The 26,278-nt window shown below is 43.3% G+C and carries 19 protein-coding genes; 13 read left to right on the top strand and 6 right to left on the bottom strand.

The window, feature by feature from the left end:
- Positions 1 to 180: 180 nt before the first annotated feature.
- Both MK480_RS02190 and MK480_RS02195 read left to right on the top strand, forming a co-directional pair.
- Positions 181 to 3,969, top strand: a complete 3,789-nt coding sequence (locus MK480_RS02190) for a DUF4982 domain-containing protein (RefSeq protein WP_261011479.1) — start codon at positions 181 to 183, stop codon at positions 3,967 to 3,969.
- 1 nt (position 3,970) lies between these two features.
- Positions 3,971 to 5,653, top strand: a complete 1,683-nt coding sequence (locus tag MK480_RS02195) for an alpha-L-fucosidase (RefSeq protein WP_268707131.1) — start codon at positions 3,971 to 3,973, stop codon at positions 5,651 to 5,653.
- Positions 5,654 to 5,698: 45 nt separating this feature from the next.
- Here the strand turns inward: MK480_RS02195 and MK480_RS02200 are convergent, their stop codons facing one another.
- A complete protein-coding gene (locus tag MK480_RS02200) occupies positions 5,699 to 7,783 on the bottom strand; it encodes a GH92 family glycosyl hydrolase (RefSeq protein WP_268707132.1) in 2,085 nt (694 codons plus the stop codon).
- Positions 7,784 to 7,953: 170 nt separating this feature from the next.
- Between MK480_RS02200 and MK480_RS02205 the strand changes: the two genes are divergently transcribed.
- From MK480_RS02205 to MK480_RS02255, 11 genes are all read left to right on the top strand, one after another.
- A complete protein-coding gene (locus tag MK480_RS02205) occupies positions 7,954 to 9,234 on the top strand; it encodes a glycoside hydrolase family 125 protein (protein ID WP_268707133.1) in 1,281 nt (426 codons plus the stop codon).
- Between the two features lie 211 nt (positions 9,235 to 9,445).
- The gene (locus MK480_RS02210) at positions 9,446 to 12,091 is read left to right on the top strand and encodes an alpha-mannosidase (RefSeq protein ID WP_268707134.1); all 2,646 of its coding nucleotides are present in this window, start codon (positions 9,446 to 9,448) and stop codon (positions 12,089 to 12,091) included.
- A gap of 83 nt (positions 12,092 to 12,174) precedes the next feature.
- Positions 12,175 to 13,044: an ROK family protein gene (locus tag MK480_RS02215; RefSeq protein ID WP_261011484.1), complete on the top strand. Its 870-nt coding sequence runs from the start codon at positions 12,175 to 12,177 to the stop codon at positions 13,042 to 13,044.
- Positions 13,038 to 14,918 (top strand): beta-N-acetylhexosaminidase, encoded by a 1,881-nt coding sequence (locus tag MK480_RS02220; RefSeq protein WP_268707135.1) that lies wholly within the window; start codon positions 13,038 to 13,040, stop codon positions 14,916 to 14,918. Before MK480_RS02215 ends, MK480_RS02220 begins: the two co-directional genes overlap by 7 nt.
- 209 nt (positions 14,919 to 15,127) lie before the next feature.
- Positions 15,128 to 16,057, top strand: a complete 930-nt coding sequence (locus MK480_RS02225; RefSeq protein ID WP_268707136.1) for an ABC transporter permease — start codon at positions 15,128 to 15,130, stop codon at positions 16,055 to 16,057.
- Between the two features lie 13 nt (positions 16,058 to 16,070).
- On the top strand, positions 16,071 to 16,994 hold the full coding sequence (locus tag MK480_RS02230; RefSeq protein ID WP_000818353.1) for a carbohydrate ABC transporter permease: 924 nt from the start codon (positions 16,071 to 16,073) through the stop codon (positions 16,992 to 16,994).
- Between the two features lie 103 nt (positions 16,995 to 17,097).
- Positions 17,098 to 18,582, top strand: a complete 1,485-nt coding sequence (locus tag MK480_RS02235) for an ABC transporter substrate-binding protein (RefSeq protein WP_268707137.1) — start codon at positions 17,098 to 17,100, stop codon at positions 18,580 to 18,582.
- Positions 18,583 to 18,818: 236 nt separating this feature from the next.
- Complete coding sequence (locus MK480_RS02240) at positions 18,819 to 19,508, top strand: CPBP family intramembrane glutamic endopeptidase (RefSeq protein WP_247953409.1); 690 nt, start codon at positions 18,819 to 18,821, stop codon at positions 19,506 to 19,508.
- Between the two features lie 55 nt (positions 19,509 to 19,563).
- Positions 19,564 to 19,860: a bacteriocin immunity protein gene (locus MK480_RS02245; RefSeq protein WP_268707138.1), complete on the top strand. Its 297-nt coding sequence runs from the start codon at positions 19,564 to 19,566 to the stop codon at positions 19,858 to 19,860.
- A 131-nt stretch (positions 19,861 to 19,991) separates the two neighbouring features.
- The gene (trhO, locus tag MK480_RS02250) at positions 19,992 to 20,978 is read left to right on the top strand and encodes an oxygen-dependent tRNA uridine(34) hydroxylase TrhO (RefSeq protein ID WP_001030020.1); all 987 of its coding nucleotides are present in this window, start codon (positions 19,992 to 19,994) and stop codon (positions 20,976 to 20,978) included.
- 121 nt (positions 20,979 to 21,099) lie between these two features.
- Positions 21,100 to 21,960: a DUF4299 family protein gene (locus tag MK480_RS02255; protein WP_268707139.1), complete on the top strand. Its 861-nt coding sequence runs from the start codon at positions 21,100 to 21,102 to the stop codon at positions 21,958 to 21,960.
- Between the two features lie 70 nt (positions 21,961 to 22,030).
- On the opposite strand, the gene MK480_RS02260 is transcribed toward MK480_RS02255, so the two are convergent.
- The 5 genes from MK480_RS02260 to MK480_RS02280 form a co-directional block, all read right to left on the bottom strand.
- Positions 22,031 to 23,095 (bottom strand): DUF6574 domain-containing protein, encoded by a 1,065-nt coding sequence (locus MK480_RS02260; protein ID WP_268707140.1) that lies wholly within the window; start codon positions 23,093 to 23,095, stop codon positions 22,031 to 22,033.
- Between the two features lie 62 nt (positions 23,096 to 23,157).
- Positions 23,158 to 24,069 carry a DUF4097 family beta strand repeat-containing protein gene (locus MK480_RS02265; RefSeq protein WP_268707141.1) on the bottom strand — a complete coding sequence of 304 codons (912 nt, stop codon included), beginning with the start codon at positions 24,067 to 24,069 and terminating at the stop codon, positions 23,158 to 23,160.
- Positions 24,062 to 24,655, bottom strand: a complete 594-nt coding sequence (locus tag MK480_RS02270) for a DUF1700 domain-containing protein (RefSeq protein ID WP_049525096.1) — start codon at positions 24,653 to 24,655, stop codon at positions 24,062 to 24,064. The genes MK480_RS02265 and MK480_RS02270 overlap by 8 nt, the downstream gene beginning before the upstream one ends.
- Positions 24,642 to 24,968 carry a PadR family transcriptional regulator gene (locus tag MK480_RS02275; protein ID WP_000273858.1) on the bottom strand — a complete coding sequence of 109 codons (327 nt, stop codon included), beginning with the start codon at positions 24,966 to 24,968 and terminating at the stop codon, positions 24,642 to 24,644. The genes MK480_RS02270 and MK480_RS02275 overlap by 14 nt, the downstream gene beginning before the upstream one ends.
- A 138-nt stretch (positions 24,969 to 25,106) precedes the next feature.
- The gene (locus MK480_RS02280; protein WP_268707142.1) at positions 25,107 to 26,273 is read right to left on the bottom strand and encodes a CynX/NimT family MFS transporter; all 1,167 of its coding nucleotides are present in this window, start codon (positions 26,271 to 26,273) and stop codon (positions 25,107 to 25,109) included.
- Positions 26,274 to 26,278 lie beyond the last annotated feature (5 nt).

A 26,278-nucleotide genomic window follows, 5' to 3' on the forward strand; every position in this document is an offset into this window, starting at 1 on the left:
ACAAAGAGCTTGGCAACAGGCTCTTTTTGTTTTACGATCGTGGGTTTGTGAACTAAAATCCTCCTCCACAAATTATAGAATCTTTTCTGAGTATTTAGGAAGTGATGGAGGAAATCTTGAAAGAACTTTTGTTTTGTGCTATAGTCAAGTAAATCGAGTCGTTTAAAGAGGAATGCTTGTATGAGAAGAGAAGAAGTTTTACGAAATCACTGGTTTTTTAGCCAAGAGGTGGGGAAAGAGGAGGCCTTAGCGCAGGATTTTCAGAGGGGAAATTGGCAGGCTATTCAAGTGCCACATGACTGGAGTATTTACAATGATTTTGACCACTATTCGCCAGCGCAAAATGAGGGTGGTCAGTTAAACGGGGGTCAAGCCTGGTACCGGACGCAGTTCTACTTGGAAGAAGATGCCAGTCTTGTATCGGTGCGTTTGTTGTTTGATGGGGTTTACATGAATGCCCAAGTCTATATCAATGGGCAAGTGCTGGGTTATTATCCCAATGGCTACACACCTTTTTCTTATGATATCACGCCTTATCTAAGAAATGATGGGACGGCCAACCAGCTTGCGGTTTTTGTGGAAAATCAGCAACCTAGCAGTCGTTGGTACTCTGGTAGCGGTATTTACCGAGAAGTAAAATTATTGATTACAGATTCGGTGCATCTGGATTTATATGGGATTAAGATAGAAAGTCCCAAGCTAAAGGAACAAAGAGATGGATGGGTGGAGACTCAGCTTGAAAGTAAGGTTTCAAATGATGGACCTCAGTCCGTGTCGGTGTATTTGGAACAGAGTATCTGGTATGATGGCCAACAGCTGTCAGACTGGCAGGCGACAGACTCTCTAGTGATTGAGTCTGGGGACAAATATTCTTTCCAACAAGCCATATCAATTTTCCAACCTTTTCTTTGGGATATTGACCATCCTCATCTCTATCAGTTGAAGACTCGCCTTTACAAAAATGGTATTTTAGTTGATGAAGAAGAGGAGACTTTTGGTTACCGTTATATGGATTGGCAAGCGGATAAGGGCTTCTTTCTAAATGGTCGCTGGCTGAAGATTCATGGAGTTTGTCTGCACCATGACTATGGATCTCTGGGAGCTGTGGAAAATAGGTCAGCTGCTGAGAGACGATTGCGCCAGATGAAGGAAATGGGCGTCAATGCGATTCGAATCACCCATAATCCAGCTAGTAGTATTTTGCTGGATCTGGCTGCTAAAATGGGCTTACTCATCCAAGAAGAAGCCTTTGATACCTGGTATGGAGGCAAGAAAGAATATGACTATGGTCGCTTTTTTGAGGAAGAAGCTACTCATCCAGAGGTGAAAGCAGGCGATTTCTGGTCAGATTACGATTTGCGAACTATGATCGAGCGTGGCAAGAATAATCCAGCGATTTTTATGTGGTCCTTGGGAAATGAAGTCAGCGAAGCAAATGGAGATGCTCATTCATTGAAGACGATCAAGCGCTTGCTAGAAAGGGTTAAGGAGGTTGATGATAGTCTTTTTGTGACCATGGGAATGGATCAGTTCCGCTTCGGAGATGGTTCTGGAGGTCATGAAAAGATTGCTGATTTGCTGGATGTGGTGGGCTTGAATTACTCGGAAGACAATATTGATGGGATTCGCAAAAGACATCCCAAATGGCGACTTTATGGATCTGAAACCTCATCAGCTACACGGACGCGTGACAGCTATTTTCGACCAGATAAGGAATGGGTTGGGGATAATCGCCGCGTGCGGAATTTTGAACAGTCAGACTATGGCAATGATCGAGTTCCTTGGGGGAAGACGGCGACGGCTTCTTGGACAGCAGATAGAAATCGGTTAGACTATGCGGGTCAGTTTATCTGGACAGGAGTGGACTATATCGGTGAGCCGACTCCTTGGCACAATCAAAATGACACGCCTGTAAAGAGTTCCTATTTTGGGATCGTGGATACGGCAGGGATTCCTAAAAATGACTATTATCTCTATCAAAGTCAGTGGTTGGACCTAGATCAGCATCCCATGGTTCATATACTGCCCCACTGGAATTGGGAAATCCACAAGAGTTATCAACAAGTTGTGGATAAGTATGGGAATATCCCTGTCCGGGTGTATTCAAATGCCCGTTCTGTAGAGCTATTTCTCAATGGAAAATCTCAAGGTAGAAAGACTTTTCAGGAAAAATGGACTTCAGATGGCAGAAAATACCAAGAGGGAGCAAGTTCTGAACAACTTTATCTCGAATGGCGTTTGGCTTATCAACCGGGAGAATTGCATGCTGTGGCCTATGACAGTCAAGGTCAGATTGTGGCAGAAGATAGGGTGGTGACTGCAGGTAAGCCAGCCAAAATCGGGTTACATGCCGAGAAAACAAAACTGGAGCCAGATGGGCAAGACCTCCTTTATCTCTATTTTGATGTATTGGACAAGGATGGAAATTGGGTGCCGACTGCTTCCAATCAGATTCATTTTAAAATTGAGGGCCCTGCTCGCATTGTAGGTGTGGATAATGGCAGGCAGGCCAGTCGTGAACGTTATCAGGCTCAGAAAAATAGTCGGTTTAAGCGGAAAGCCTTCCATGGCAGAGGTGTACTTTTGGTTCAGAGCTTGGAGCAGGCAGGCCAAGTAAGAGTAAAGGCCAGTGCCAGAGGGCTAGAGCCAGCAAGTTTTGATATCTTAGTGGGAGAGGCTTTGGCTACCCAACCAGTGAAAAATAAGAGCTTGTTTGAGATTCGAGTGGACAAGCAGGCAGGATTACAAGAAGGGGATTCCCCAGCGATTGGACTTTATCCACAAATTGTGGATAACCCTGTGAACAAGGTGGGGAATAGTGAAGTGATTTGGGAGACGAGTGGTAGTGCCCACGCCATTATTAAGCAGGGAGTGCTTTATTGCTTGTCTGCAGGCGACTTGGCTATTCGCGCCATTTATCAAGGAAAGACCTATCAAACTCATTTGCAGGTGGCAGAAAATACTTCGCTAGGCCGAGCAGTTTCTGTAAGACCACTTCGATTGTATACAGCTAAGGGGACTTATCCACAGTTTCCATCATCGGTCTTGGTGGACTATGAGTTCGGTAGTGCAAAACGAGTCAAGGTTGTTTGGGAGGCAATATCCGAAGAAGATATAGCAAGCTTTCATGAGTTTATGGTATCTGGTCAGCTAGAGGGTCTGGATTTAAAGGCTTCTGCTCAGGTTTGTGTTCAAGGGATTTGTGCTATTGAGCCTGAAAGGATCTGGACGCTTGTCAAGGAAGCCCCACACTTACCAGACCGAGTCAAGCTAGTCTTATCAGATGGCAGACGAGATACGGCCAAGGTGACTTGGGATGAACTCAAGCCTCAAGTCTATGCTCAGGTAGGAGAATGTGTGCTCACAGGGCAGGTAGCGGGCTGTGAGTTGCAAGCAACAGTCACCATTCATGTGACAGATGCCAGTGTAGATGGAGAAGTTATTTCCAATCAGTGGACAGGGTCCAACCTGCCTCTGGTCTTTGCTTATCACTCAGAACCAAATCACCCAGCCTCTTACCTCAATGACAAGGTCATTGCTCGGAAGAAATCGACAGCCAATACTTGGATTGCCAAGTCAGAGAAAGCCAGCGTGGGCATTCTTTTTGGAGATGCAGGGATTTTAAAACCACGATTTGTGGATAACCTGACCTTGTATTATGTTGAAAATCAAGACTACGTGGCGGTGGATCCTACCTATATCGACTATTATGTAGGGAATGAGCCTACTTTACCTCGGACTCCCAACCATTTGGATAAGGTTTCCCTGCTCAAGCAAGAGCAGAATTGGCGACCTGTATCAGCTATCCGAAAAGTTTCAAGCGACAAGGATGAAGAGCTTCGTTTTGAATTTGACAAGGTGGAAACTTATGCCCTTCGTCTTCGATTTGAAGGCTTAGCAAGCCCTCTAGCGTTAACAGAATTGCAAGTACATGCCAAAAAAGTGAAGAAAAATGTAGATAGGAAATAGTATGGTAAGAGAAATAAAACCGCATGGGCCCTTGCCTAGTCAGGCCCAGCTAGCTTATTTAGAGGATGAACTAGCAGCCTTTATCCATTTTGGGCCCAATACCTTTTATGACCAGGAATGGGGGACAGGTCAGGAGGATCCTGAACGCTTTAACCCGACACAGTTAGACGCGCGTGAATGGGTTCGTGTGCTCAAGGAAACGGGCTTTAAAAAGTTGATTTTGGTGGTCAAGCACCACGACGGCTTTGTCCTCTATCCGACAGCTCACACAGATTATTCGGTCAAGGTCAGTCATTGGAGGAATGGAGAGGGGGACTTGCTCCTTGAAGTATCCCAAGCTGCCACAGAGTTTGATATGGATATGGGGGTCTACCTATCGCCTTGGGATGCTCACAGTCCTCTCTATCATGTGGAGCGAGAAGCGGACTATAATGCCTATTATTTGGCTCAGCTGAAGGAGATTTTATCAAATCCTGCCTATGGAAATGAAGGGAAATTTGCTGAAGTCTGGATGGATGGTGCCAGAGGAGAGGGAGCTCAAAAGGTCAATTATGAATTTGAAAAATGGTTTGAAACCATTCGTGAACTGCAGGGCGATTGCTTAATTTTTTCAACAGAAGGCACTAGTATCCGCTGGATTGGCAATGAACGAGGGTATGCAGGTGATCCACTGTGGCAAAAGGTGAATCCTGACAAACTAGGAACAGAAGCAGCGCTGGATTATCTTCAGCATGGAGATTCTTCAGGCACGATTTTTTCAATCGGAGAGGCAGATGTTTCCATCCGGTCAGGTTGGTTTTACCATGAAGACCAGGATCCTAAGTCTCTTGAGGAGTTGGTCGAAATCTATTTTCACTCAGTGGGGAGAGGAACCCCACTCCTACTTAATATTCCGCCGGATCAAGATGGGCTCTTTGATGCAAAGGATATTGAACGCCTCTATGAATTTGCGGCCTATCGTAATGAGCTCTATAAAGAAGATTTGGCTCTGGGAGCTAAGGTATTTGGTCCTGCTCTTTCAGCAGACTTTGCCTGTCACTATTTGACAGATGGCCTTAAGACCAGCTCTTGGGCAAGCGATGCAGGCTTGCCCATCCAGTTAGAACTCGACTTAGGATCACCTAAAACTTTTGATGTAATTGAGTTAAGAGAAGATTTGAAGCTAGGGCAACGAATTGCGGCTTTTCATGTGCAAGTAGAGGTGGACGGCGTCTGGCAAGAATTTGGTAAGGGCTTTACAGTTGGTCATAAGCGCCTCCTGCGAGGTCCGCTAGTAGAGGCACAGAAGGTGCGCGTGATGATTACAGAGTCACAGGATTTACCTGTACTGACCAAAATTTCACTCTATAAAACTCCTAGCTTATCAAAAAAAGAAGTTGTTCAGGGGCTAGCATTTGCAGAAAAAAGTCTAGCTGTGACAAAGGGAGAGACTCTTCATTTTAGGATTGAACGTAGCGAAAGTAGCTCCTCTTTAGAGGCTAAGATTTCGATTCAACCGGGGACAGGTGTCCATGGTGTCGCCTATCAGGACGAGATTCAATTCCTTCAATTCCAAGCAGGGGAAAGCAAAAAAGATTTGTGCCTACCAACCCTGTATTTTGCTGCTGATAAGACCTTGGATTTCTATCTAAATCTAACTGTGGATGGACAACTGGTTGATCAAGCTCAAGTACAAGTTTCATAAAATAAAAGAACCTTTGCACGATACAAAGGTTCTTTTGTCTACTAGCTAGTGACTTGGTAACCAGCTAAGTGTAAAGGTTAGCTGATCAGCTTTCAAGAGGTCTTGGTGTTGAATGCTAGATACAGAGATCTTGTCCAGTCGGCATTCTTTTACAAAGTTAAAATGGCTGTGGTTTTGCTCAGCATGAATATCTAGCCATTTATCTTCTTTAGTGAGATAGACTCGGAGGTGGTCAAAGAGAGGGATTCCGAGATCATAGCTGGGTTTTCCTGGACAGGTTGGATAAAAACCGAGAGCCGACCAGATGTACCAGGCCGATAGACTACCGTTATCCTCATCGCCAGGATAGGCTTCCCAACTTGGGTGAAAAGCTTTCTGACGGAGCGTCTTGATGAGAAGAGCGGTATAGTCAGGGTAGTCGCTGTAGCGGAAGAGATAAGGAATGTGGAAGCTAGGCTGGTTGGAAATGGCGATTTGTCCAAAAGGAGCGGTAGCCATCTCGCTCATCTCATGAATCTCGTAACCATAGCCGGTCGTCTCAAAGAGGGGAGCATCCTGACAGACTTTCAAAAGATAGTTACTGAAGGCTTCTTTTCCACCCATAAGTTTGATTAAGCCTGGGATATCGTGGAGGACACCTAAAGTCGCTTGAATGGCAGAACATTCGGCATAATCTCGCCCCCAACTGTATGGAGAGAAGTCAGGACGGAAGTTTCCTTGATTGTCTCGCGCTCGCATGTAGCCTGTCTCAGCGTCAAATAGATGGCGGTAATTTTGTGAAGCAGCCATGTAGGTATCAGCGATTTCTGTTTTCCCTAGTTTTTCGGCAAAGCTGGCGATACAAAAGTCGCTATAGGCATAGTCTAGGGTATGGCTGACGCTTTCGTGGTGATCGGTAGAGAGGTAGCCAAGTTCTTGGTATTGGGCTAGTCCGTGACGGCCATTGATGCCGAGAGGGTCGGCCTTGCTGGCTGTTTCAAGCATGGCTTGGAGGAGTTCTTCTTCTAGGTCAGGGGCCATGTCCTTGCAGGCGCTATCTGCGATAATACCGTCTAAAAGTGTACCTGGCATCATACCCCGTTCATCTGGAGCCAGCCATTTTGGGAGAAAACCAGTATCGCGGTAGTTATTGAGAAATCCTTCTAAGAAGCGGTGGTAGTGTTCCGGTATGATAAGGGAAAAGAGGGGGAAGGTGGTGCGGAAGGTATCCCAGAAACCATTGTTGCTGAAGAGGACACCAGGCTTGACAGTTCTAGTAGCCAAATCTATGTGGATGGCTTGTCCTGATTCATCAACCTCATAAAAAGTCTGAGGAAAGAGGAAGAGTCTGTAGAGACAGTGATCAAAGAAGGTCCGGTCAGTCTCTCCTGTCTCTATAACATCAAAATGATGGAGGAGATTTTCCCAGTCCGCTTGGGCACTTGATTTACAGTTATCAAAATCTTTTTGAGGTAGATTGATTAGAGCTTGAGAAGGAGAGATGAAAGAAGTCGCTAGCTGAATTTCAGCATGACTATCTGCCAGGTCGATTCGCCAGTCTCCACCTTCTTGGCTGATAGCAAGGATATCCGTATTCATTTTCAGGGATGTGAACAGTATCAGTGGATTTTTGTTGGTTTCAGTTTTACCTTCTTGTCGCAGGGCAAGAGTTCGCTTATCCACTTGCTCTACTGTCAGTTCATCTGCTGCGTGAAGATAGAGCGAGAGGGTTTTGCCTTGCTTTTGCTTCAAACGAATAGAAGCACCGTAGCAAGTCGGTGTGAGCTGGCTTTCAATCTGATAGCGCAGGGAGAAAATTTTCAGATAATGAGGTTGGAAAGAGGCCTTATCCATATCATAGGAAGACTGACGATGGAAGAGGCTGTCTCCACCCAGTTGACCGGTGACAGGTGTCAGAAGGAGCCAAGAGTAGTCGCCAATCCAAGGGCTGGGTTGGTGGGTTAATCGAATCCCTTGAAAGATAGGCAGATGTGGATCGAAAAACCAAGATCCATCCTGGTCACTGGTCTGGGGTACAAAGTAATTCATCCCAAAAGGAACGCATGTGTATGGCAGGGTGTTCCCCCGAGAAAAGGCATGCTTGCTGGCAGTTCCAAATCGGGTATCGATGGTTTCAAGTAGTGGTTTCATAGTCTTTCCTTTAGCTGTTTTTCTACATTATATCAGAAAAAGATAGCCTTTAGAAAAGGAGTTTCAAAGATAACTATTTTGTAGAAAAATGACTATCATTTGTGTATGTATTTTCTGCCTCAAAAGCTATATACTGAAAATGAAACTTGTTTGAAAGAGGATACTGCACGATGATTTATTCAAAAGAAATTGTTAGAGAATGGCTAGATGAAGTAGCGGAGAAAGCTAAGGATCATCCAGAATGGGTGGATGTTTTCGAGCGTTGCTACACAGATACCTTGGACAATACGGTTGAAATCCTAGAAGATGGTTCAACTTTTGTCTTGACTGGGGACATTCCTGCTATGTGGCTTCGGGATTCGACAGCTCAACTCAGACCCTACCTGCATGTGGCTAAAAGAGATGCCCTCCTGCGTCAGACCATTGCAGGTTTGGTCAAGCGTCAGATGAGCTTGGTACTCAAGGATCCTTATGCCAATTCCTTCAACATTGAGGAAAACTGGAAGGGACACCACGAGACAGACCATACCGACCTCAATGGCTGGATTTGGGAACGCAAGTACGAGGTGGACTCGCTTTGCTATCCGTTGCAGTTGGCTTATCTCCTCTGGAAAGAGACTGGTGAGACTAGCCAGTTTGATGAGACTTTTGTCGCAGCGACTAAGGAGATTCTCCATCTTTGGACGGTTGAACAAGACCATAACAACTCTCCTTATCGTTTTGTTCGAGATACGGACCGCAAGGAAGATACCTTGGTAAATGATGGCTTTGGCCCTGATTTTGCAGTGACAGGTATGACTTGGTCAGCCTTTCGTCCGAGTGATGATTGCTGTCAGTATAGTTACTTGATTCCGTCCAATATGTTTGCTGTAGTAGTCTTGGGTTATGTGCAAGAAATCTTTGCAGAATTGAATCTAGCTGATAGCTCGAGCATTATCACAGATGCTAAGCGTCTTCAGGCTGAAATCCAAGAAGGAATTGAAAACTATGCCTACACAAGCAATAGCAAGGGCGAAAAGATTTATGCCTTTGAAGTGGATGGTCTAGGAAATGCCAGCATCATGGATGATCCAAACGTACCAAGTTTGTTGGCTGCACCTTATCTGGGTTACTGTTCGGTCGATGATGAAGTTTATCAAGCAACTCGTCGAACCATTCTGAGCCCTGAAAATCCATACTTCTACCAAGGAGAATACGCTAGCGGTCTCGGAAGTTCTCATACCTTCTATCGCTATATCTGGCCAATCGCCCTTTCTATCCAAGGTTTGACAACAAGAGATAAGGCAGAGAAGAAATTCTTGCTGGATCAGCTGGTTGCTTGCGATGGTGGTACAGGTGTCATGCACGAAAGCTTCCACGTGGACGACCCAACTCTCTACTCTCGTGAATGGTTCTCTTGGGCTAACATGATGTTCTGTGAATTGGTCTTGGATTACTTGGATATCCGCTAATACTCTTCGAAAATCTCTTCAAACCACGTCAGCTTTATCTGCAACCTCAAAGCTGTGCTTTGAGCAACCTGCGGCTAGCTTCCTAGTTTGCTCTTTGATTTTCATTGAGTATAAGGAGCTCGCTTTCGCTTCACTGATTCTTGTCAGAATCACAAATTTACATTTAAAACGTTAACAATAAAAATTTAAATTTAGAATGAGGTTTTACTTCATGGAAAATGTTGTCGTACATATTATCTCACATAGTCACTGGGATCGTGAGTGGTACTTGCCTTTTGAAAGCCACCGTATGCAGTTGGTGGAATTATTTGACAATCTCTTTGATCTCTTTGAAAATGACCCTGAGTTCAAGAGCTTCCACTTGGATGGTCAAACCATTGTCCTTGATGACTACTTGGAGATTCGCCCTGAAAATCGCGACAAAGTCCAACGATACATCGACGAAGGCAAACTTAAAATTGGTCCTTTTTACATCTTGCAAGATGACTACTTGATTTCAAGTGAAGCCAATGTCCGCAATACCTTGATTGGTCAGCAAGAAGCTGCAAAATGGGGCAAATCCACTCAGATTGGTTACTTCCCAGATACTTTTGGAAATATGGGACAAGCTCCTCAAATCCTTCAAAAATCAGGCATTCACGTGGCAGCCTTTGGTCGTGGTGTGAAACCGATTGGATTTGACAACCAAGTTCTCGAAGATGAGCAGTTTACTTCCCAGTTTTCAGAAATGTACTGGCAGGGTGCGGACGGAAGTCGTGTCCTCGGTATCCTCTTTGCCAACTGGTATAGTAATGGGAATGAAATCCCAGTTGATAAAGACGAGGCCTTGACCTTCTGGAAACAAAAACTGGCAGACGTGCGTGACTATGCTTCGACCAACCAGTGGTTGATGATGAACGGCTGTGACCATCAGCCTGTCCAGAAAAATTTGAGTGAAGCCATTCGTGTGGCAAATGAACTCTTCCCAGATGTAACCTTTGTTCATAGTTCTTTTGATGAATATGTTCAAGCTGTGGAAAGTGCCCTACCAGAGCAATTATCAACGGTTACAGGTGAGTTGACCAGTCAGGAAACAGACGGCTGGTACACACTTGCCAACACTTCTTCATCTCGTATTTATCTCAAACAAGCCTTCCAAGAAAATAGCAACCTCCTAGAGCAAGTTGTAGAACCCTTGACTATTATCACTGGGGGTCATAACCACAAGGACCAGTTGACCTATGCTTGGAAAACTCTTTTGCAAAATGCGCCGCATGATAGCATCTGTGGCTGTAGCGTGGACGAAGTTCACCGCGAGATGGAAACTCGTTTTGCCAAGGTTAACCAAGTCGGAAACTTTGTTAAGAGCAATCTTCTTAACGAATGGAAGGGTAAAATCGCTACAGCTAAGGCTCAAAGTGATTATCTCTTTACTGTCATTAACACAGGCTTGCATGATAAGGTCGATACTGTCAGCACAGTGATTGATGTGGCGACTTGTGATTTCAAGGAATTGCACCCAACAGAAGGTTACAAGAAGATGGCTGCCTTAACCTTGCCAAGTTATCGTGTGGAGGACTTGGATGGTCGTCCTGTAGAGGCTAAAATCGAAGACCTCGGAGCTAATTTTGAGTACGATTTACCAAAAGATAAGTTCCGCCAAGCTCGTATCGCTCGACAAGTGCGCGTGACTATTCCAGTTCACCTAGCACCGCTTTCTTGGACAACCTTCCAATTGCTGGAAGGAGAACAAGAACACCGTGACGGTATTTACCAAAATGGAGTAATTGATACGCCATTTGTAACGGTGAGTGTGGATGACAATATCACAGTCTATGACAAGACAACTCATGAAGCCTATGAAGATTTTATCCGCTTCGAAGACCGTGGTGACATCGGAAACGAGTATATCTATTTCCAACCAAAAGGAACAGAGCCAATCTATGCAGAGCTTAAGGGCTACGAGGTCTTGGAAAACACAGCTCGCTACGCTAAGATTTTGCTCAAACATGAATTGACCGTGCCTGTCAGTGCAGATGAAAAGCTAGAAGAAGAGCAAAAAGGTATCATCGAGTTCATGAAGCGTGAAGCTGGACGTTCAGAAGAGTTAACAAGTATTCCTCTGGAAACTGAGATGACTGTCTTCGTTGATAATCCACAAATCCGTTGCAAGACTCGCTTTACTAACACTGCCAAGGATCACCGTATCCGTCTCTTGGTCAAGACTCATAACACGCGTCCAAGCAATGATTCTGAAAGCATCTATGAGGTGGTGACACGACCAAACAAACCAGCAGCTTCATGGGAAAATCCTGAAAATCCTCAACACCAACAAGCCTTTGTTAGTCTGTATGACGATGAAAAAGGTGTGACTGTATCCAACAAGGGATTGAATGAATACGAAATCCTTGGAGACGACACCATTGCAGTGACTATTTTGCGTGCATCAGGTGAGTTAGGTGACTGGGGTTATTTCCCAACACCAGAAGCTCAGTGCTTGCGTGAGTTTGAAGTCGAGTTTGCGCTTGAATGCCACCAAGCCCAAGAACGCTTCTCAGCCTATCGTCGCGCTAAAGCCTTGCAGACACCGTTTACCAGCCTTCAGCTTGCTAGACAGGAAGGAAGCGTAGCAGCGACTGGTAGCTTCTTGAGCCATTCTGTTCTCAGCATACCGCAAATCTGTCCAACAGCCTTTAAGGTAGCTGAAAATGAAGAAGGCTATGTCCTTCGTTACTACAATATGTGTAGTGAAAATGTACGTGTACCGGAAAGTCAACATCTCTTCCTTGACCTACTTGAACGACCATACCCAGTTCATAGAGGACTCATTTCACCACAAGAGATTCGTACAGAATTCATCAAAAAAGAAGAAATTTAATTTCAAAAAGTAAACATAAAAAGAAAGGAGGGGCGAAAAGGTAAGAACTAACTACTGATTCGCCCCTTTTTATGGTAAAAATAATGACCATTGCAACGATTGATATCGGAGGGACTGGAATTAAGTTTGCCAGTCTGACTCCTGATGGGAAAATACTGGACAAGACAAGCATTCCAACGCCAGAAAACTTGGAGGATTTACTAGCTTGGCTCGACCAACGCTTGTCAGAGCAGGATTACAGTGGGATTGCTATGAGCGTTCCAGGTGCGGTCAATCAAGAGACAGGTGTGATTGATGGCTTCAGTGCCGTGCCTTATATCCACGGATTTTCTTGGTATGAGGCGCTTAGCTCTTATCAGATTCCTGTCCATCTAGAAAATGATGCCAACTGCGTTGGACTCAGTGAATTACTGGCCCATCCAGAACTTGAAAATGCAGCCTGTGTCGTGATTGGGACAGGGATTGGCGGAGCCATGATTATCAATGGAAGACTTCATCGAGGCCATAACGGCCTGGGTGGGGAATTTGGCTACATGACCACCCTTGCCCCTGCTGAAAAGCTCAACAACTGGTCGCAACTAGCGTCAACTGGAAATATGGTGCGCTACGTGATTGAAAAATCTGGTCAGACTGACTGGGACGGTCGCAAGATTTACCAAGAGGCCGAAGCAGGAAATGCCCTTTGCCAAGAAGCCATTGAGCGCATGAACCGCAATCTGGCGCAAGGCTTGCTCAATATCCAATATCTCATCGACCCAGATGTCATCAGTCTGGGAGGCTCTATCAGTCAAAATCCAGATTTTATTCAAGGTGTCAAGAAGGCTGTTGATAACTTTGTCGAGACCTACGAAGAATACACGGTCGCACCTGTCATCCAAGCCTGCACCTATCATGCAGATTCCAATCTCTACGGAGCCCTTGTCAACTGGCTACAGGAGGAAAATCAATGGTAAGATTTACAGGACTTAGTTCCAAACAAACTCAGGCAATCGACTTGCTAACAAAGCATATCTCTTTACCAGATGTGGAAGTGGCCATCGCTCAGTCTGACCAAGCCTCTATCTCTATCAAGGGTGAGGGCGGTCACTATCAATTGACCTACCGCAAACCTCACCAACTTTATCGTGCCTTGTCCTTGTTGGCAACATCTCTAGTAGAAGGTGATAAAGTAGAGATTGAGGAGCAGGCGGCTTATGAAGATTTAGCCTACATGGCAGACTGTTCGCGAAATGCGGTGCTGAATGTGGCTTCTGCCAAGCAGATGGTTGAGGTCTTGGCTCTCATGGGCTACTCAACCTTTGAGCTTTACATGGAGGACACCTACCAGATTGAAGGGCAGCCTTACTTTGGCTATTTCCGTGGAGCTTATTCGGCTGAGGAGTTGCAGGAAATCGAAGCCTATGCCCAGCAGTTTGACATGACCTTTGTGCCATGTATCCAGACCTTGGCCCACTTGTCAGCCTTCGTCAAATGGGGTGTCAAAGAAGTCCAGGAGCTCCGTGATGTGGAGGATATTCTTCTCATTGGCGAAGAAAAGGTTTATAACCTGATTGATGGCATGTTTGCTACTCTATCTAAACTACAAACTCGCAAGGTCAATATCGGGATGGACGAAGCCCACTTGGTTGGTTTGGGACGCTACTTGATTCTGAACGGTGTTGTGGATCGTAGTCTCCTCATGTGCCAACACTTGGAGCGCGTGCTGGATATTGCTGACAAATATGGTTTCCACTGCCAGATGTGGAGCGATATGTTCTTTAAACTTATGTCAGCAGATGGCCAGTACGACCGTGATGTGGAAATTCCAGAAGAAACTCGTGTCTACCTAGACCGTCTCAAAGACCGTGTGACTTTGGTTTACTGGGACTATTATCAGGATAGCGAGGAAAAATACAATCGCAACTTCCGTAATCACCACAAGATTAGCCAAGATATCGCCTTTGCAGGCGGGGCTTGGAAATGGATCGGTTTTACGCCTCACAACCATTTCAGCTGTCTTATCGCTCTTGAAGCGAACAAGGCCTGTCGTGCCAATGATATCAAAGAAGTTATCGTGACAGGTTGGGGGGATAATGGTGGTGAGACCGCTCAGTTTTCTATCCTACCAAGCTTGCAAATCTGGGCAGAACTCAGCTATCGCAATGACATAGACCGACTGTCTGCACACTTCAAAACCAATACTGGTCTATCGGTTGAGGACTTTATGCAGATTGACCTTGCTAACCTCTTGCCAGATCTACCAGGTAATCTCAGCGGGATCAATCCTAACCGCTATGTCTTTTATCAGGATATTCTCTGTCCGATTCTTGACCGACACATGACACCTGAACAGGACAAACCGCACTTCGCTCAGGCAACTGAGATTCTTGCTAACATTAAAGAAAAAGCTGGCAACTATGCCTACCTCTTTGAAACTCAGGCCCAGTTGAACCAGATTTTAAGTAGCAAAGTGGACGTGGGACGGCGTATTCGTCAGGCCTACCAAACGGATGATAAAGAAAGTCTGCAAGAAATCGCAAGACAAGAATTACCAGAACTCAGAAGCCAAATTGAAGACTTCCATGCCCTCTTTAGCCACCAATGGCTGAAAGAAAACAAGGTCTTTGGCTTGGATACGGTCGATATCCGTATGGGCGGACTCTTGCAACGCATCAAGCGAGCAGAAAATCGCATCGAGGCTTATCTAGCTGGTCAGATTGACCGCATCGACGAGTTGGAAGTAGAAATTCTGCCATTTAACGACTTCTACGCAGACAAGAACTTCGCAGCCACAACAGCCAACCAGTGGCATACTATTGCGACAGCTTCAACGATTTATACGACTTAAAAACAAGAACACCGTGCCTTGGGCAGAGTGTTTCTCGTGAAACATCCCTTTCTTAAAAAAGTACTCCACATAAAATAATTTGTGGAGTTTTTTCTATAATTAGTAGTTTAACCTAACCTTCAAATAGGAGTATACTAATAATGTAATCGTTATCAAAAGTCTAAAAAGGAATTTTTAGATGGATATCAAAATAAAAAAGGGAGGAAATTATGAATAAGTTTTCAAAAACCTTGAGAGACAATTGGATCTTTCTCTTGATGGTTTTACCAGGGGCACTCTGGTTGATTCTATTCTTCTACATTCCAGTATTTGGGAACGTGGTTGCCTTTAAAGACTACCACATGACCAGTAATGGATTTATAGATAGTATCGTGAATAGTAAATGGGTCGGACTAGATAATTTCAGATTCTTGTTTAGTTCAAGAGACGCCTTTATCATCACACGAAATACTGTCCTCTACAATCTCGGATTTATCTTTATTGGCTTGATTGTATCAGTAGGGATTGCCATTATCCTCAGTGAACTCCGTTCTAAGAGAATGGTTAAGATTTTCCAAACTTCTATGTTGTTCCCTTACTTCTTGTCTTGGGTTATCATCAGTTTCTTTACAGATGCCTTCCTAAACATTGATAAAGGGGTATTCAACCATTTCCTAGAATCTATCGGAATGAAGGAAGTCAATTTCTACGCTGACTTGGGCATCTGGCCATATCTCCTACTTTTCCTAGGTATTTGGAAAGGCTTTGGATATAGCAGTGTCATGTACTATGCAACAATCATGGGAATTGATCCAACCTACTACGAAGCAGCAACAGTGGACGGGGCTAGCAAATGGCAACGAATTCGCAATGTAACCATTCCGCAGTTGACACCATTGGTAACTGTATTGACCATCCTTGCAGTCGGAAATATCTTTCGTGCAGACTTCGGTCTTTTCTACCAAATCCCCCACAATGCTGGTCAGCTTTATAACGTAACCAACGTTTTGGATGTATATGTTTATAACGGTTTGACTCAGACAGCGGATATCGGGATGGCTTCAGCAGCAGGTCTCTACCAATCAGTTGTCGGCTTGATTCTGGTTATCCTATCAAACTTACTTGCAAGACGAGTTGATCCAAACTCAGCCTTGTTCTAGAAAGGAGGAGAATATGGCAGAAAAGAAAATTAAAAAAGAAAAAATTGATAATGTCGGCATTCACTCCTTCAGTAAGAAAGCAGATATCTTCTTTAGTACCATTTCTGGTTTGGTTGCCCTCTCTTGTATCCTACCCTTTGTATTCGTTATCGTTATTTCGGTGACAGATGAAAAGAGTATCCTCCAAAATGGATATAGCTTCTTCCCATCCCAATTTGGATTAGACGGTTTTGAATTTTTGGCACAGTTTAAGGATAAAATCCTCCAAGCCCTCTTCATCTCAGTCTTTGTAACAGTGGTGGGGACTATCACAAACGTTTTTATCACAACAACCTATGCCTACGCCATCTCACGGACAACCTTTAAGTATCGCAGATTCTTTACGATCTTTGCCCTTCTTAGTATGTTGTTCAACGCTGGTTTGGTACCAGGCTATATCGTGGTAACTCGTTTACTTCAACTTGGTGATACAGTTTGGGCCTTGATTGTTCCAATGCTTCTCTCACCATTTAACATCATCTTGATGCGTTCCTTCTTCAAGAAGACCATCCCAGAAGCCATTCTTGAATCCGCTCGTATCGATGGTGCTAGTGAGGCGCGGATCTTCTTCCAAATTTGTTTGCCATTGTCACTACCAGGTATCGCAACCATAACGCTTTTGACAGCACTTGGTTTCTGGAATGACTGGTTCAACGCCCTTCTTTACATCAAGAGTGACAACTTGTATCCATTGCAATATTTGCTCATGCAAATCCAGCAAAATATGGACTACATCGCCAAAGCAGTCGGCCTATCTGGTCAACTGGGAGTTGCTCTTCCAAAAGAAACAGGTCGTATGGCCATGGTTGTGGTCGCAACCCTTCCAATCGCGATTTTGTATCCATTCTTCCAACGCTACTTTGTAAAAGGTTTGACTATCGGTGGTGTGAAAGAATAGTACTTGTCGAGAAAAATCATTTCTCATTTCCAAACTTCCCTTGCGTGAAGTTAAGATCATTACATTGTTTATAAGTTTAAAAATAAAAAAAGGAGTTTTTGTCATGAAAAACTGGAAAAAATATGCTTTTGCATCTGCTAGCGTAGCCGCTTTGGCTGCTGGTCTCGCTGCTTGTGGAAACCTTTCAGGTAACAGCAAAAAAGCTGCTGACTCAGCTTCAGGTGAAAAAACTGTTATCAAAATGTACCAAATCGGTGACAAACCAGATAACTTAGATGAATTGCTAGAAAATGCCAACAAAATCATCGGTGAAAAAGTTGGTGCTAAATTGGATATCCAATATCTTGGATGGGGTGACTATGATAAGAAAATGTCAGTTATCACATCATCTGGTGAAAACTACGATATCGCCTTTGCATCTAACTATGTTGTAAATGCTCAAAAAGGTGCCTATGCTGACTTGACTGACTTGTATAAGAAAGAAGGGGCAGAACTTTATAAAGCACTTGACCCAGCTTACATCAAAGGTAACACTGTAAACGGTAAAATTTACTCTGTTCCAGTTGCAGCCAACGTTGCATCATCTCAAAACTTCGCCTTCAACGGAACTCTTCTTGCTAAATACGGTATCGATATTTCAGGTGTTACTTCATACGAAACACTTGAGCCAGTCTTGAAACAAATCAAAGAAAAAGCTCCAGATGTAGTGCCATTTGCGGTTACTAAGAACTTCATCCCATCTGATAACTTTGACTACCCAGTTCCAAACGGACTTCCATTCGTTATCGACCTTGAAGGAGACACTACTAAGATCGTAAACCGTTACGAAGTACCTCGTTTCAAAGAACACTTGAAGACTCTTCACAAATTCTATGAAGCTGGATATATTCCAAAAGACGTAGCAACAAGCGATACTTCATTTGACCTTCAACAAGATACTTGGTTCGTTCGTGAAGAAACAGTAGGACCAGCTGACTACGGTAACAGCTTGCTTTCACGTGTTGCAAACAAAGACATCCAAATCAAACCAATTACTAACTTCATCAAGAAAAACCAAACAACACAAGTTGCTAACTTTGTTATCTCAAACAACTCTAAGAACAAAGAAAAATCAATGGAAGTGTTGAACCTCTTGAACACTAACCCAGAACTCTTGAATGGTCTTGTTTATGGTCCAGAAGGCAAGAACTGGGAAAAAATTGCAGGTAAAGAAAACCGTGTTCGTGTCCTTGATGGCTACAAAGGAAACACTCACATGGGTGGATGGAACACTGGTAACAACTGGATTCTTTACATCAACGAAAACGTTACAGACCAACAAATCGAAGATTCTAAGAAACAATTGGCAGAAGCTAAAGAATCTCCAGCGCTTGGATTCATCTTTAACACTGACAATGTGAAATCTGAAATCTCAGCAATCTCTAACACAATGCAACAATTCGATACAGCTATCAACACTGGTACTGTAGACCCAGACAAAGCTATTCCAGAATTGATGGAAAAATTGAAATCTGAAGGTGCCTACGAAAAAGTATTGAATGAAATGCAAAAACAATACGATGAATTCTTGAAAAACAAAAAATCATAAGATCAATTGATTTCGTGTATTCATTCCTAATTCCTAAAAATTAAATCACTGTTTTCCTCAGGTTTGTCTGGGGAAGGCAGTGATTTTTTGAAATAAAGACATAGATATTCCTGTTTTCTCATTTCCCTTATTGTAACCATTCAGGAAATCTCAAGCACTATTTAGGATTTAGAGTAAGGATTTGGGTAAATATGGTTTATATTAGAGATGTTACGAGTTTACAAAGGAGGGTTCACATGAAAAAGTATCAGCTTGTCTTCAAAATAAGTGCAGTCTTGTCTTACTTATTTTTCGTATTTGGTCTTTCTCAGTTGACGCTTATTGTACAAAATTATTGGCAATTTTCTTCCCAGATTGGCAATTTCGTCTGGATTCAAAATATCTTGAGTTTACTATTTAGCGGAGTCATGATTTGGATTCTGGTTAAGACAGGCCATGGCTACCTCTTTCGTATTCCAAGAAAAAAATGGCTTTGGTATTCGATTTTGACAGTATTAGTGGTAGTGCTCCATATCTCTTTTAACGTTCAGACAGCTAAACATGTTCAGTCAACTGCTGAAGGTTGGGCTGTATTGATCGGTTATAGTGGGACCAACTTTGCTGAGCTAGGTATCTATATAACTTTGTTCTTTCTGACTCCACTTATGGAAGAGCTAATCTATAGAGGATTACTGCAACATGCCTTTTTTAAGCATTCGAGATTTGGCCTTGATTTGCTTCTTCCGTCAATTTTATTTGCTCTTCCTCATTTTTCAAGCCTGCCTAGTTTGTTAGATATCTTCGTCTTTGCAACATCTGGCATCATCTTTGCTAGTTTGACCCGCTATACCAAGAGCATTTATCCATCCTATGCGGTGCATGTGATTAATAATATTTTCGCGACATTACCATTTTTGCTGACTTTTTTACATAGGGTGTTTGGGTAAAATATTAGTTCGAGAGTAAGAATGATAGTTTTTTAATTTAAGGAGGAAAATGAGAATGACACTATTAAAATGGTTTGCCGGAGGCAGTGAAAGACGTTGTGAAGCGATGACTATTATAGACTATCTACTGGAAGACATAAAGGATGCGCCTCAACTGACTCCCTTGAAAAATCTGTTAGTGAGTTATAAAAGACGATTAGAGGACGATGGGACTTCTACCCCATTTATATTGAGTCAAATGAATGTTGACCTTGCGCGCGTATTGATTGATAACAAGCTAAGTTTATCAGAAAGTCAATCCGAGCAGATCAAAAAATTGAGAGAATTATCTGCTATTCGCTATGGTTACTGATGAAGCGCAGGGATAAGTCCCTTTCTACAATTTCCAGTCAAATAAATTGCATTCGTTTTCTCAGGCAGGTATACTAGTATAGTTAGATGAAAAATTCTGAAAATTTAAGAATAGAAAAGAGAACAAATCTTATGGCAAAAGATATTCGTGTCTTACTTTACTACCTTTATACTCCAATTGAAAATGCAGAGCAATTTGCTGCAGACCACTTGGCCTTCTGTAAATCAATCGGCCTTAAAGGCCGTATCCTAGTCGCTGACGAGGGAATTAATGGAACAGTTTCAGGTGACTACGAAACAACTCAAAAATACATGGACTACGTTCACAGCCTCCCAGGCATGGAAGACCTCTGGTTCAAGATTGACGAAGAAAGTGAACAAGCCTTCAAGAAGATGTTTGTTCGCTACAAGAAAGAGATTGTCCACCTTGGTTTGGAAGACAACGACTTTGACAACGACATCAACCCACTTGAAACAACAGGTGCCTACTTGTCTCCAAAAGAGTTCAAAGAAGCCCTTCTTGACGAAGATACCGTTGTCCTTGACACACGTAACGATTATGAGTATGACCTAGGACATTTCCGTGGGGCTATCCGCCCAGATATCCGCAACTTCCGTGAGTTGCCACAGTGGGTTCGTGATAATAAGGAAAAATTCATGGACAAGCGCGTTGTGGTTTACTGTACAGGTGGTGTTCGCTGTGAGAAATTCTCAGGCTGGATGGTCCGTGAAGGCTACAAAGATGTCGGCCAATTGCACGGAGGAATTGCAACTTACGGTAAAGACCCAGAAGTCCAAGGTGAACTTTGGGATGGGAAAATGTACGTCTTTGACGAGCGTATTGCCGTAGATGTTAACCATGTCAACCCAACTATCGTAGGAAAAGACTGGTTTGATGGAACACCATGTGAACGTTATGTCAACTGTGGAAATCCCTTCTGTAACCGTCGTATCTTGACATCAGAAGAAAATGAAGACAAGTACCTTCGTGGATGCTCACACGAGTGCCGTGTTCACCCACGTAACCGCTATGTTTCAGAACATGAATTGACACAAGCTGAAGTTGTCGAGCGCCTAGCCGCTATCGGTGAAAGCTTGGATCAAGCAGCTACTGTATAAGATCAAACAGTCCTCAGGGGCTGTTTTTCTATGCTTTTTACTAAAAAATCTAAAGTTTGTTTCTGTATCTTTCAGGAAAATAAGGTATACTATATGTAAACGATTTCAAAGGAGTCCAGTTATGACGAAAACATTTTTTATTCCAAATAAACAGAGCATTTTAGGAGAACAGGAAATTTTGACTGCCAAGTCTATCTTGGCCTTGGTAGATGGTTTGGAGTCGCATAGTTATGATGCAGTCTATCTCCGTCAGCCTCTCAACCGTCTTGAGTATATCGAGTGTGCGATAGTGGGGCAATCGCAATTTCTCTTTAAAGTCAGTTATGCTGATGGTCAAAAGGCTTACCGTGTCGATCTTCCTGACCTATTAACGAAGACAGACTGGCGGATTATCAAGTTATTTTTAGATGCTCTGCTTGCTTACACAGGAACTGAGATTGAAGGGCTAAATGGCTTTGACTTTGAAGCTTATTTCCAAGCAAGTATTCAAGCCTATCTGGGAGACACCGCAGCCCGTTTTACGATTTGCCAAGGAATTTTTAATCCTGTTTTCTTTAGTCATGAGGATTTGAAAAGCTTTTTAGGGGAAGATGGCTTGGCTCAGTTTGAAGCACGTGTACGTGCGGTTCAAGAGACCGATGCTTACTTTGCAAGAGTTTCCTTCTATCAGGATGGAGAAGGCCAAGTGCATGGTGTTTACCATCTGGCTCAAGGAGTCAAGACAGTGTTACCGAGAGAACCATTTGTTCCTGCTGCCTATATTGAGCAATTGGTGGATAAGGAAGTCCAGTGGGAGATTGACTTGGTTCAAATCACAGGAGATGGCTCTAAACCAGAAGACTATGAAGCTATCGCCCGCTTGGACTATGCACAATTCCTAGAGTCACTATCATCAGAATCTTACCACCAACTAGATGCCAATCAATTAGAAGTACAACCCATCTCAGAACAAGATTTTAAAACATTAGCACAAGAAAAGTAATGCAGAAGCAGGTCAATCGACTTGCTTTTTGACATAGAAAAAATCCTGCCATGAAAGACAGGATTAAAGTTTAAAGAAAAGCCAAGATACGAAGGTAATCCCCAATCAGCGCCACTTCAGCTACAAAGAAGAGGAGGATAATAACTCCGTTCACAAGGACAGACAAGAATAACTGATAAAAGGAGTCGGTTTCACTTGCTTGACTTGGCCTTGTAATGATATGGAGACTAGCGAGCAGAATGATTCCGATGCTAATCACACACAAGAGGGCTGTAAATCGCAGGCTGTCAAAGAAGGCAAAGAAACTAGCAATAGCAGTGAGGAAGATTGGAATTGCCAAGAGTTGACTATATTGTTGGAGAACCTTTTCTAGCGTCCAGTCCTTTTCTTGGTAGATAAATCGTCTCACGACGAAACTACCCAAGAGGAATGAAAAGAAGAAGAGTGTTGTTGCTACTAGGATAGAGATAATCGAAAAGAGATTTAATGAAGCAAATTGTTCAGGGAAGTGATTATGCATAGTTGCTATATGTCCATAGTAAGCATGTTTGATGTGGTAGATACTAAAGAAAAAGGAAGATGCAGAAAACAGAATGAGCAAGAGAAAGGCTGTGTAACTGTGTGTGCTACTTGTTTCAAGCTTGCTTGTAGGAGATTTGAGAGCCTCCACTAGCCAAGACCAAAAATCAAGCGCTTGCTCTTTCCATTTATCCGTAGATTTTAGAGTTTGGTCGGGGATATAGGGACTTTCTAAGGATTGACTGATAAGAAGGGGCTCTTTCGTGGTTGGTTTTTGCTGAGGAAGTGCTTCTTGACTCTCTTCAGCTATAGTGACTTTTTCTGTTTCTTTAGAAAGGTCTTGCTCTTCCTCAGTAGAATCTAATGCTTTCTTTTCTTCTATTTCTGTTCTCGCTTCACCGTTTTCAGGCGTTTCAATTTTCTCTTCTTGCTGGCTTTCCAGTTCGACTTCAGCTTGAGAGACGTCCTCCTCTACTTGAGTATTTTTTTCAATTGGTGTATCGAGATCGGCTATCCTTTCTTCAGCCTTGTCTGCAACATCTTGGGCTTGTTCATCAGGCTTGTTCTTGCTTGTTGTTTTTACAAAATCATTACTTTCAAACCATTCTTGTTTCATGGTAGAACCTCCTTTTTAGTTAGATAAATATGCTTCCATAGTAGCAAATGTAAGCGCTTTTGTCAACGCCTGTTTGGTATGGATACTAGAGTGATATCATCATCAGCTCTCGCAATGAGTTGATCCTTGACATCAGCTTTTTCAGTTTTGTAAGGGTTACTTAATTCTGTGTATTTTGATCCAGGTTTTTCTCTTGTTGCTTGTAAGATAGAACCATAGTTACTTGAGATATCCCAATTAATTCGTTGGCTTTCTTTTTGCGTCAGAGTGATTGAGAGATGGTCTTTAGAAGTTAATTCTACCTTGCCGTGAACTTGGATATTTTCAGCGTGGAAGTGCTTCTCTGTTGACTCTAGCTGACTATCTGTAAGGTCTGTATCAAAGATATTGACGATATTAGGGGTTGTGAGTTTACTGTTTTTGATACGACTTCCTTCAATTCGGAGGAGATAGCTGTTTGTATTGAGGGTCGCATTTTCAAGGCTAGCATTTATGATGGTGGTTTGTCTGCGATTGGCTGAGATGTTGATTCCTTTTAGGCTTCTTCCTTTTGGCAATTGGAGAATAACTTCATCAAAACGACTAGAGTAGCTACTTGCGATATGGAGAATCCCGCCAATTCCAGAAGAGAGAAACGGACTTTCAGACAGTTTCTTATCAGTGAGGCTCAGCGTTTTATCGTTCTGATTTGTGATAAGATCATGGTGAGCAGAAATAGATGGATGATAAGAAATGTGGATTTGATCATCCAAAGAGTCCGTGATAGTGAGCGCGTGTTGGTGGAGCGTAATCTCTAGGTTTTCGACTTCCTTGCCAAAGGACAGTTTTTCCATCCGACTATCATAGACAGGCTCCTTAGACATGGCAAGTAGGCTCTTGATCCCGTCAGATTGGATGCCTACAAAGAGCAGGATAAAGCCGATAACGGTAGTCACCACACCAAAAATGAGAAATCCTTTTGTCCATTTACGCATGCTGGTCACCTCTCTTTCCTTTTTTGAGAACAAATTGCACCAGGCGAACAATGAGTAGACCGAAGAAACGAGCTACATAGGAAATACCTAGTAAGACTAGTGAAGAAGCACCGATAGCCAGTAAACCAGCACCAAAAATCAAGATAAAGGCTGATTTGGCTTGGGCGAGGACAGTGAAACTTTCAACTAAAAATAGGAATCCGCCGATGATACCAAGTATGGAAACCGCAAAGAAAGCTAGAATGACAGTCAAGGCTGCCACAAAGATTGCGAACAGGGACACGAGAATGGCGATTCCCAGAGGAATACCGATGGGTGCTGCAAGGAGAGCTAACAAGGCGATATGCAAAATTTGTCGGTTATTTTTTTGAGCAGGCGCTTCATTGATTTTTTTGTCGAGAAGATTTGATAGAACTTCGTGGGCCGCTTCTTTGGGAGTTCCCAAGCTAGCGATGAGTTCTTCTTCTCCTTCGACTCCAGCATCGTCAAAGAGTTCCCTGAAATAGTCCATGGCTTCAATTTGGTCAGCCTGAGGCAGTTTTTTGAGATAGAGTTCTAGCTGAGTCAGGTATTCAGTTCTTGTCATGGCGGATACTCCCTTCTATGATGCCATTGATGGTGTCTGTATAAAGTGCCCATTCATCTTTTAGGGTCACGAGCTGTTCTATACCACCATTTGTCAAGGAGTAGTATTTGCGCATGCGACCTTGGAACTCTCTAGAATAGGTTGTCAGAAAGCTATTGCCCTCCAATTTTTTGAGAATGGGATAGAGTGTAGATTCTTTGATATTAGCGATCAGCTTAATGGTTTGGCTAATCTCATAACCATAAGAATCATCCTGCTCCAGTACGGCCAAGATGAGAAATTCAATCAAGGCAGAGGATGTTGGAAAGTACATGGGGAACCTCCTTTTCTAATGTGTAAGATTTTTATATATAATTTTTCTACACATACATTGTACATCTAAATGAAAGCCCTGTCAAGAGAAATGTATAAAATTTTTATATATAAAAAACTTCTAGCTAAAACTAGAAGTTTAGAGGATTTTATCAGCTCTGTCCACTGTAAAGAGGGCCACAGTCATCAGGAGATCGACGAGCAAGAGGGCAGCTACAGCTGGTACCCAAGAGTGGAAAAGGTCAAAGCTGTAACCAAAGAGGGTCGGACCAAAGGCTGCCAGGATATAGCCTCCTGTTTGAGATAGGCCGGACAATTGGGCAGTCTTTTCAGGAGCGCTTGTCTTGAGTGAAAAGTTGACCATGAGATAAGGGAAGAGGGCGCTAGTTGCAGTTCCGATGAGGAGATGGATGGTAAGCCAGTAAAAGAAATTACCAATTGGGAAAAAGAGCATGGAAATACCGACTACACCAGCCAGTGAAACTAGAGTGAGCATGAGCTGACGGTTGCGAGTTGACAAGCTGGTTGTCAGGCTTGGGATGGTCATTGAAAAAGGAATGCTAATCAGAGAGAAGATAGAGGTCAGCAAGCCTGCTTCGTGACTGGATAGGCCTGCATGGATAGCCATGGTAGGTAGCCAGGTCATAGCGGTGTAAAAGAGCAAGGATTGAAAACCTGCAAAGACAATCACTGCCCAGACCTGTTTGTTACGCATGACCTTTGTTTTGCTTTTTTGTTTGGTTTGTGGAGCCAGTCTGTGATTATAGCGGTGATTAGGCAGCCAGACCAAAAAAGTTGCCAGACAGAGCAGGGTGAGGAGGATGATAAGGCCTTTCCAAGAGCTGGCTTGTGTAATAGGCACGGCTAGATAGGAAGCCAGAGCCGTCGCAACCCCCATAGAAGTTACATATAAGGTGGTCAGAAAACCAATTTTCTTTGGTTGATTGGCTTGGATGAGACTAGGAAGCAGCACATTGATGACTGCGATACTTGCCCCAACCATCAAGGTTCCTAGATAGAGCAGGGGCAGATTGATTAGTCGAATGAGAGAACCGATGGTCAAGAAGAAAAGGCTATAGGTAAAGAGATGCTCCAAGCCGATTTTTTGAGCCAGTCGGGTAGAAAAGAGTGAGAAGAGGGTAAACATGAGGAGAGGAAGGCTGGTCAAGACACCAAGTGAACTAACTTCTACTCCAAGCCCTTGCGAAATATCTCCCAAAATAATGGGTAAAACAGTAAAAGGAGTCCGCAAGGAAACACCAATCAGGATAATACCTGGAACAAAAAAGAGTGATTGCTTTTTCATAAAAT

Origin of the sequence: Streptococcus mitis (genome assembly GCF_026782895.1) — a bacterium.
In the GTDB taxonomy this organism is placed as follows: domain Bacteria; phylum Bacillota; class Bacilli; order Lactobacillales; family Streptococcaceae; genus Streptococcus; species Streptococcus mitis_CB.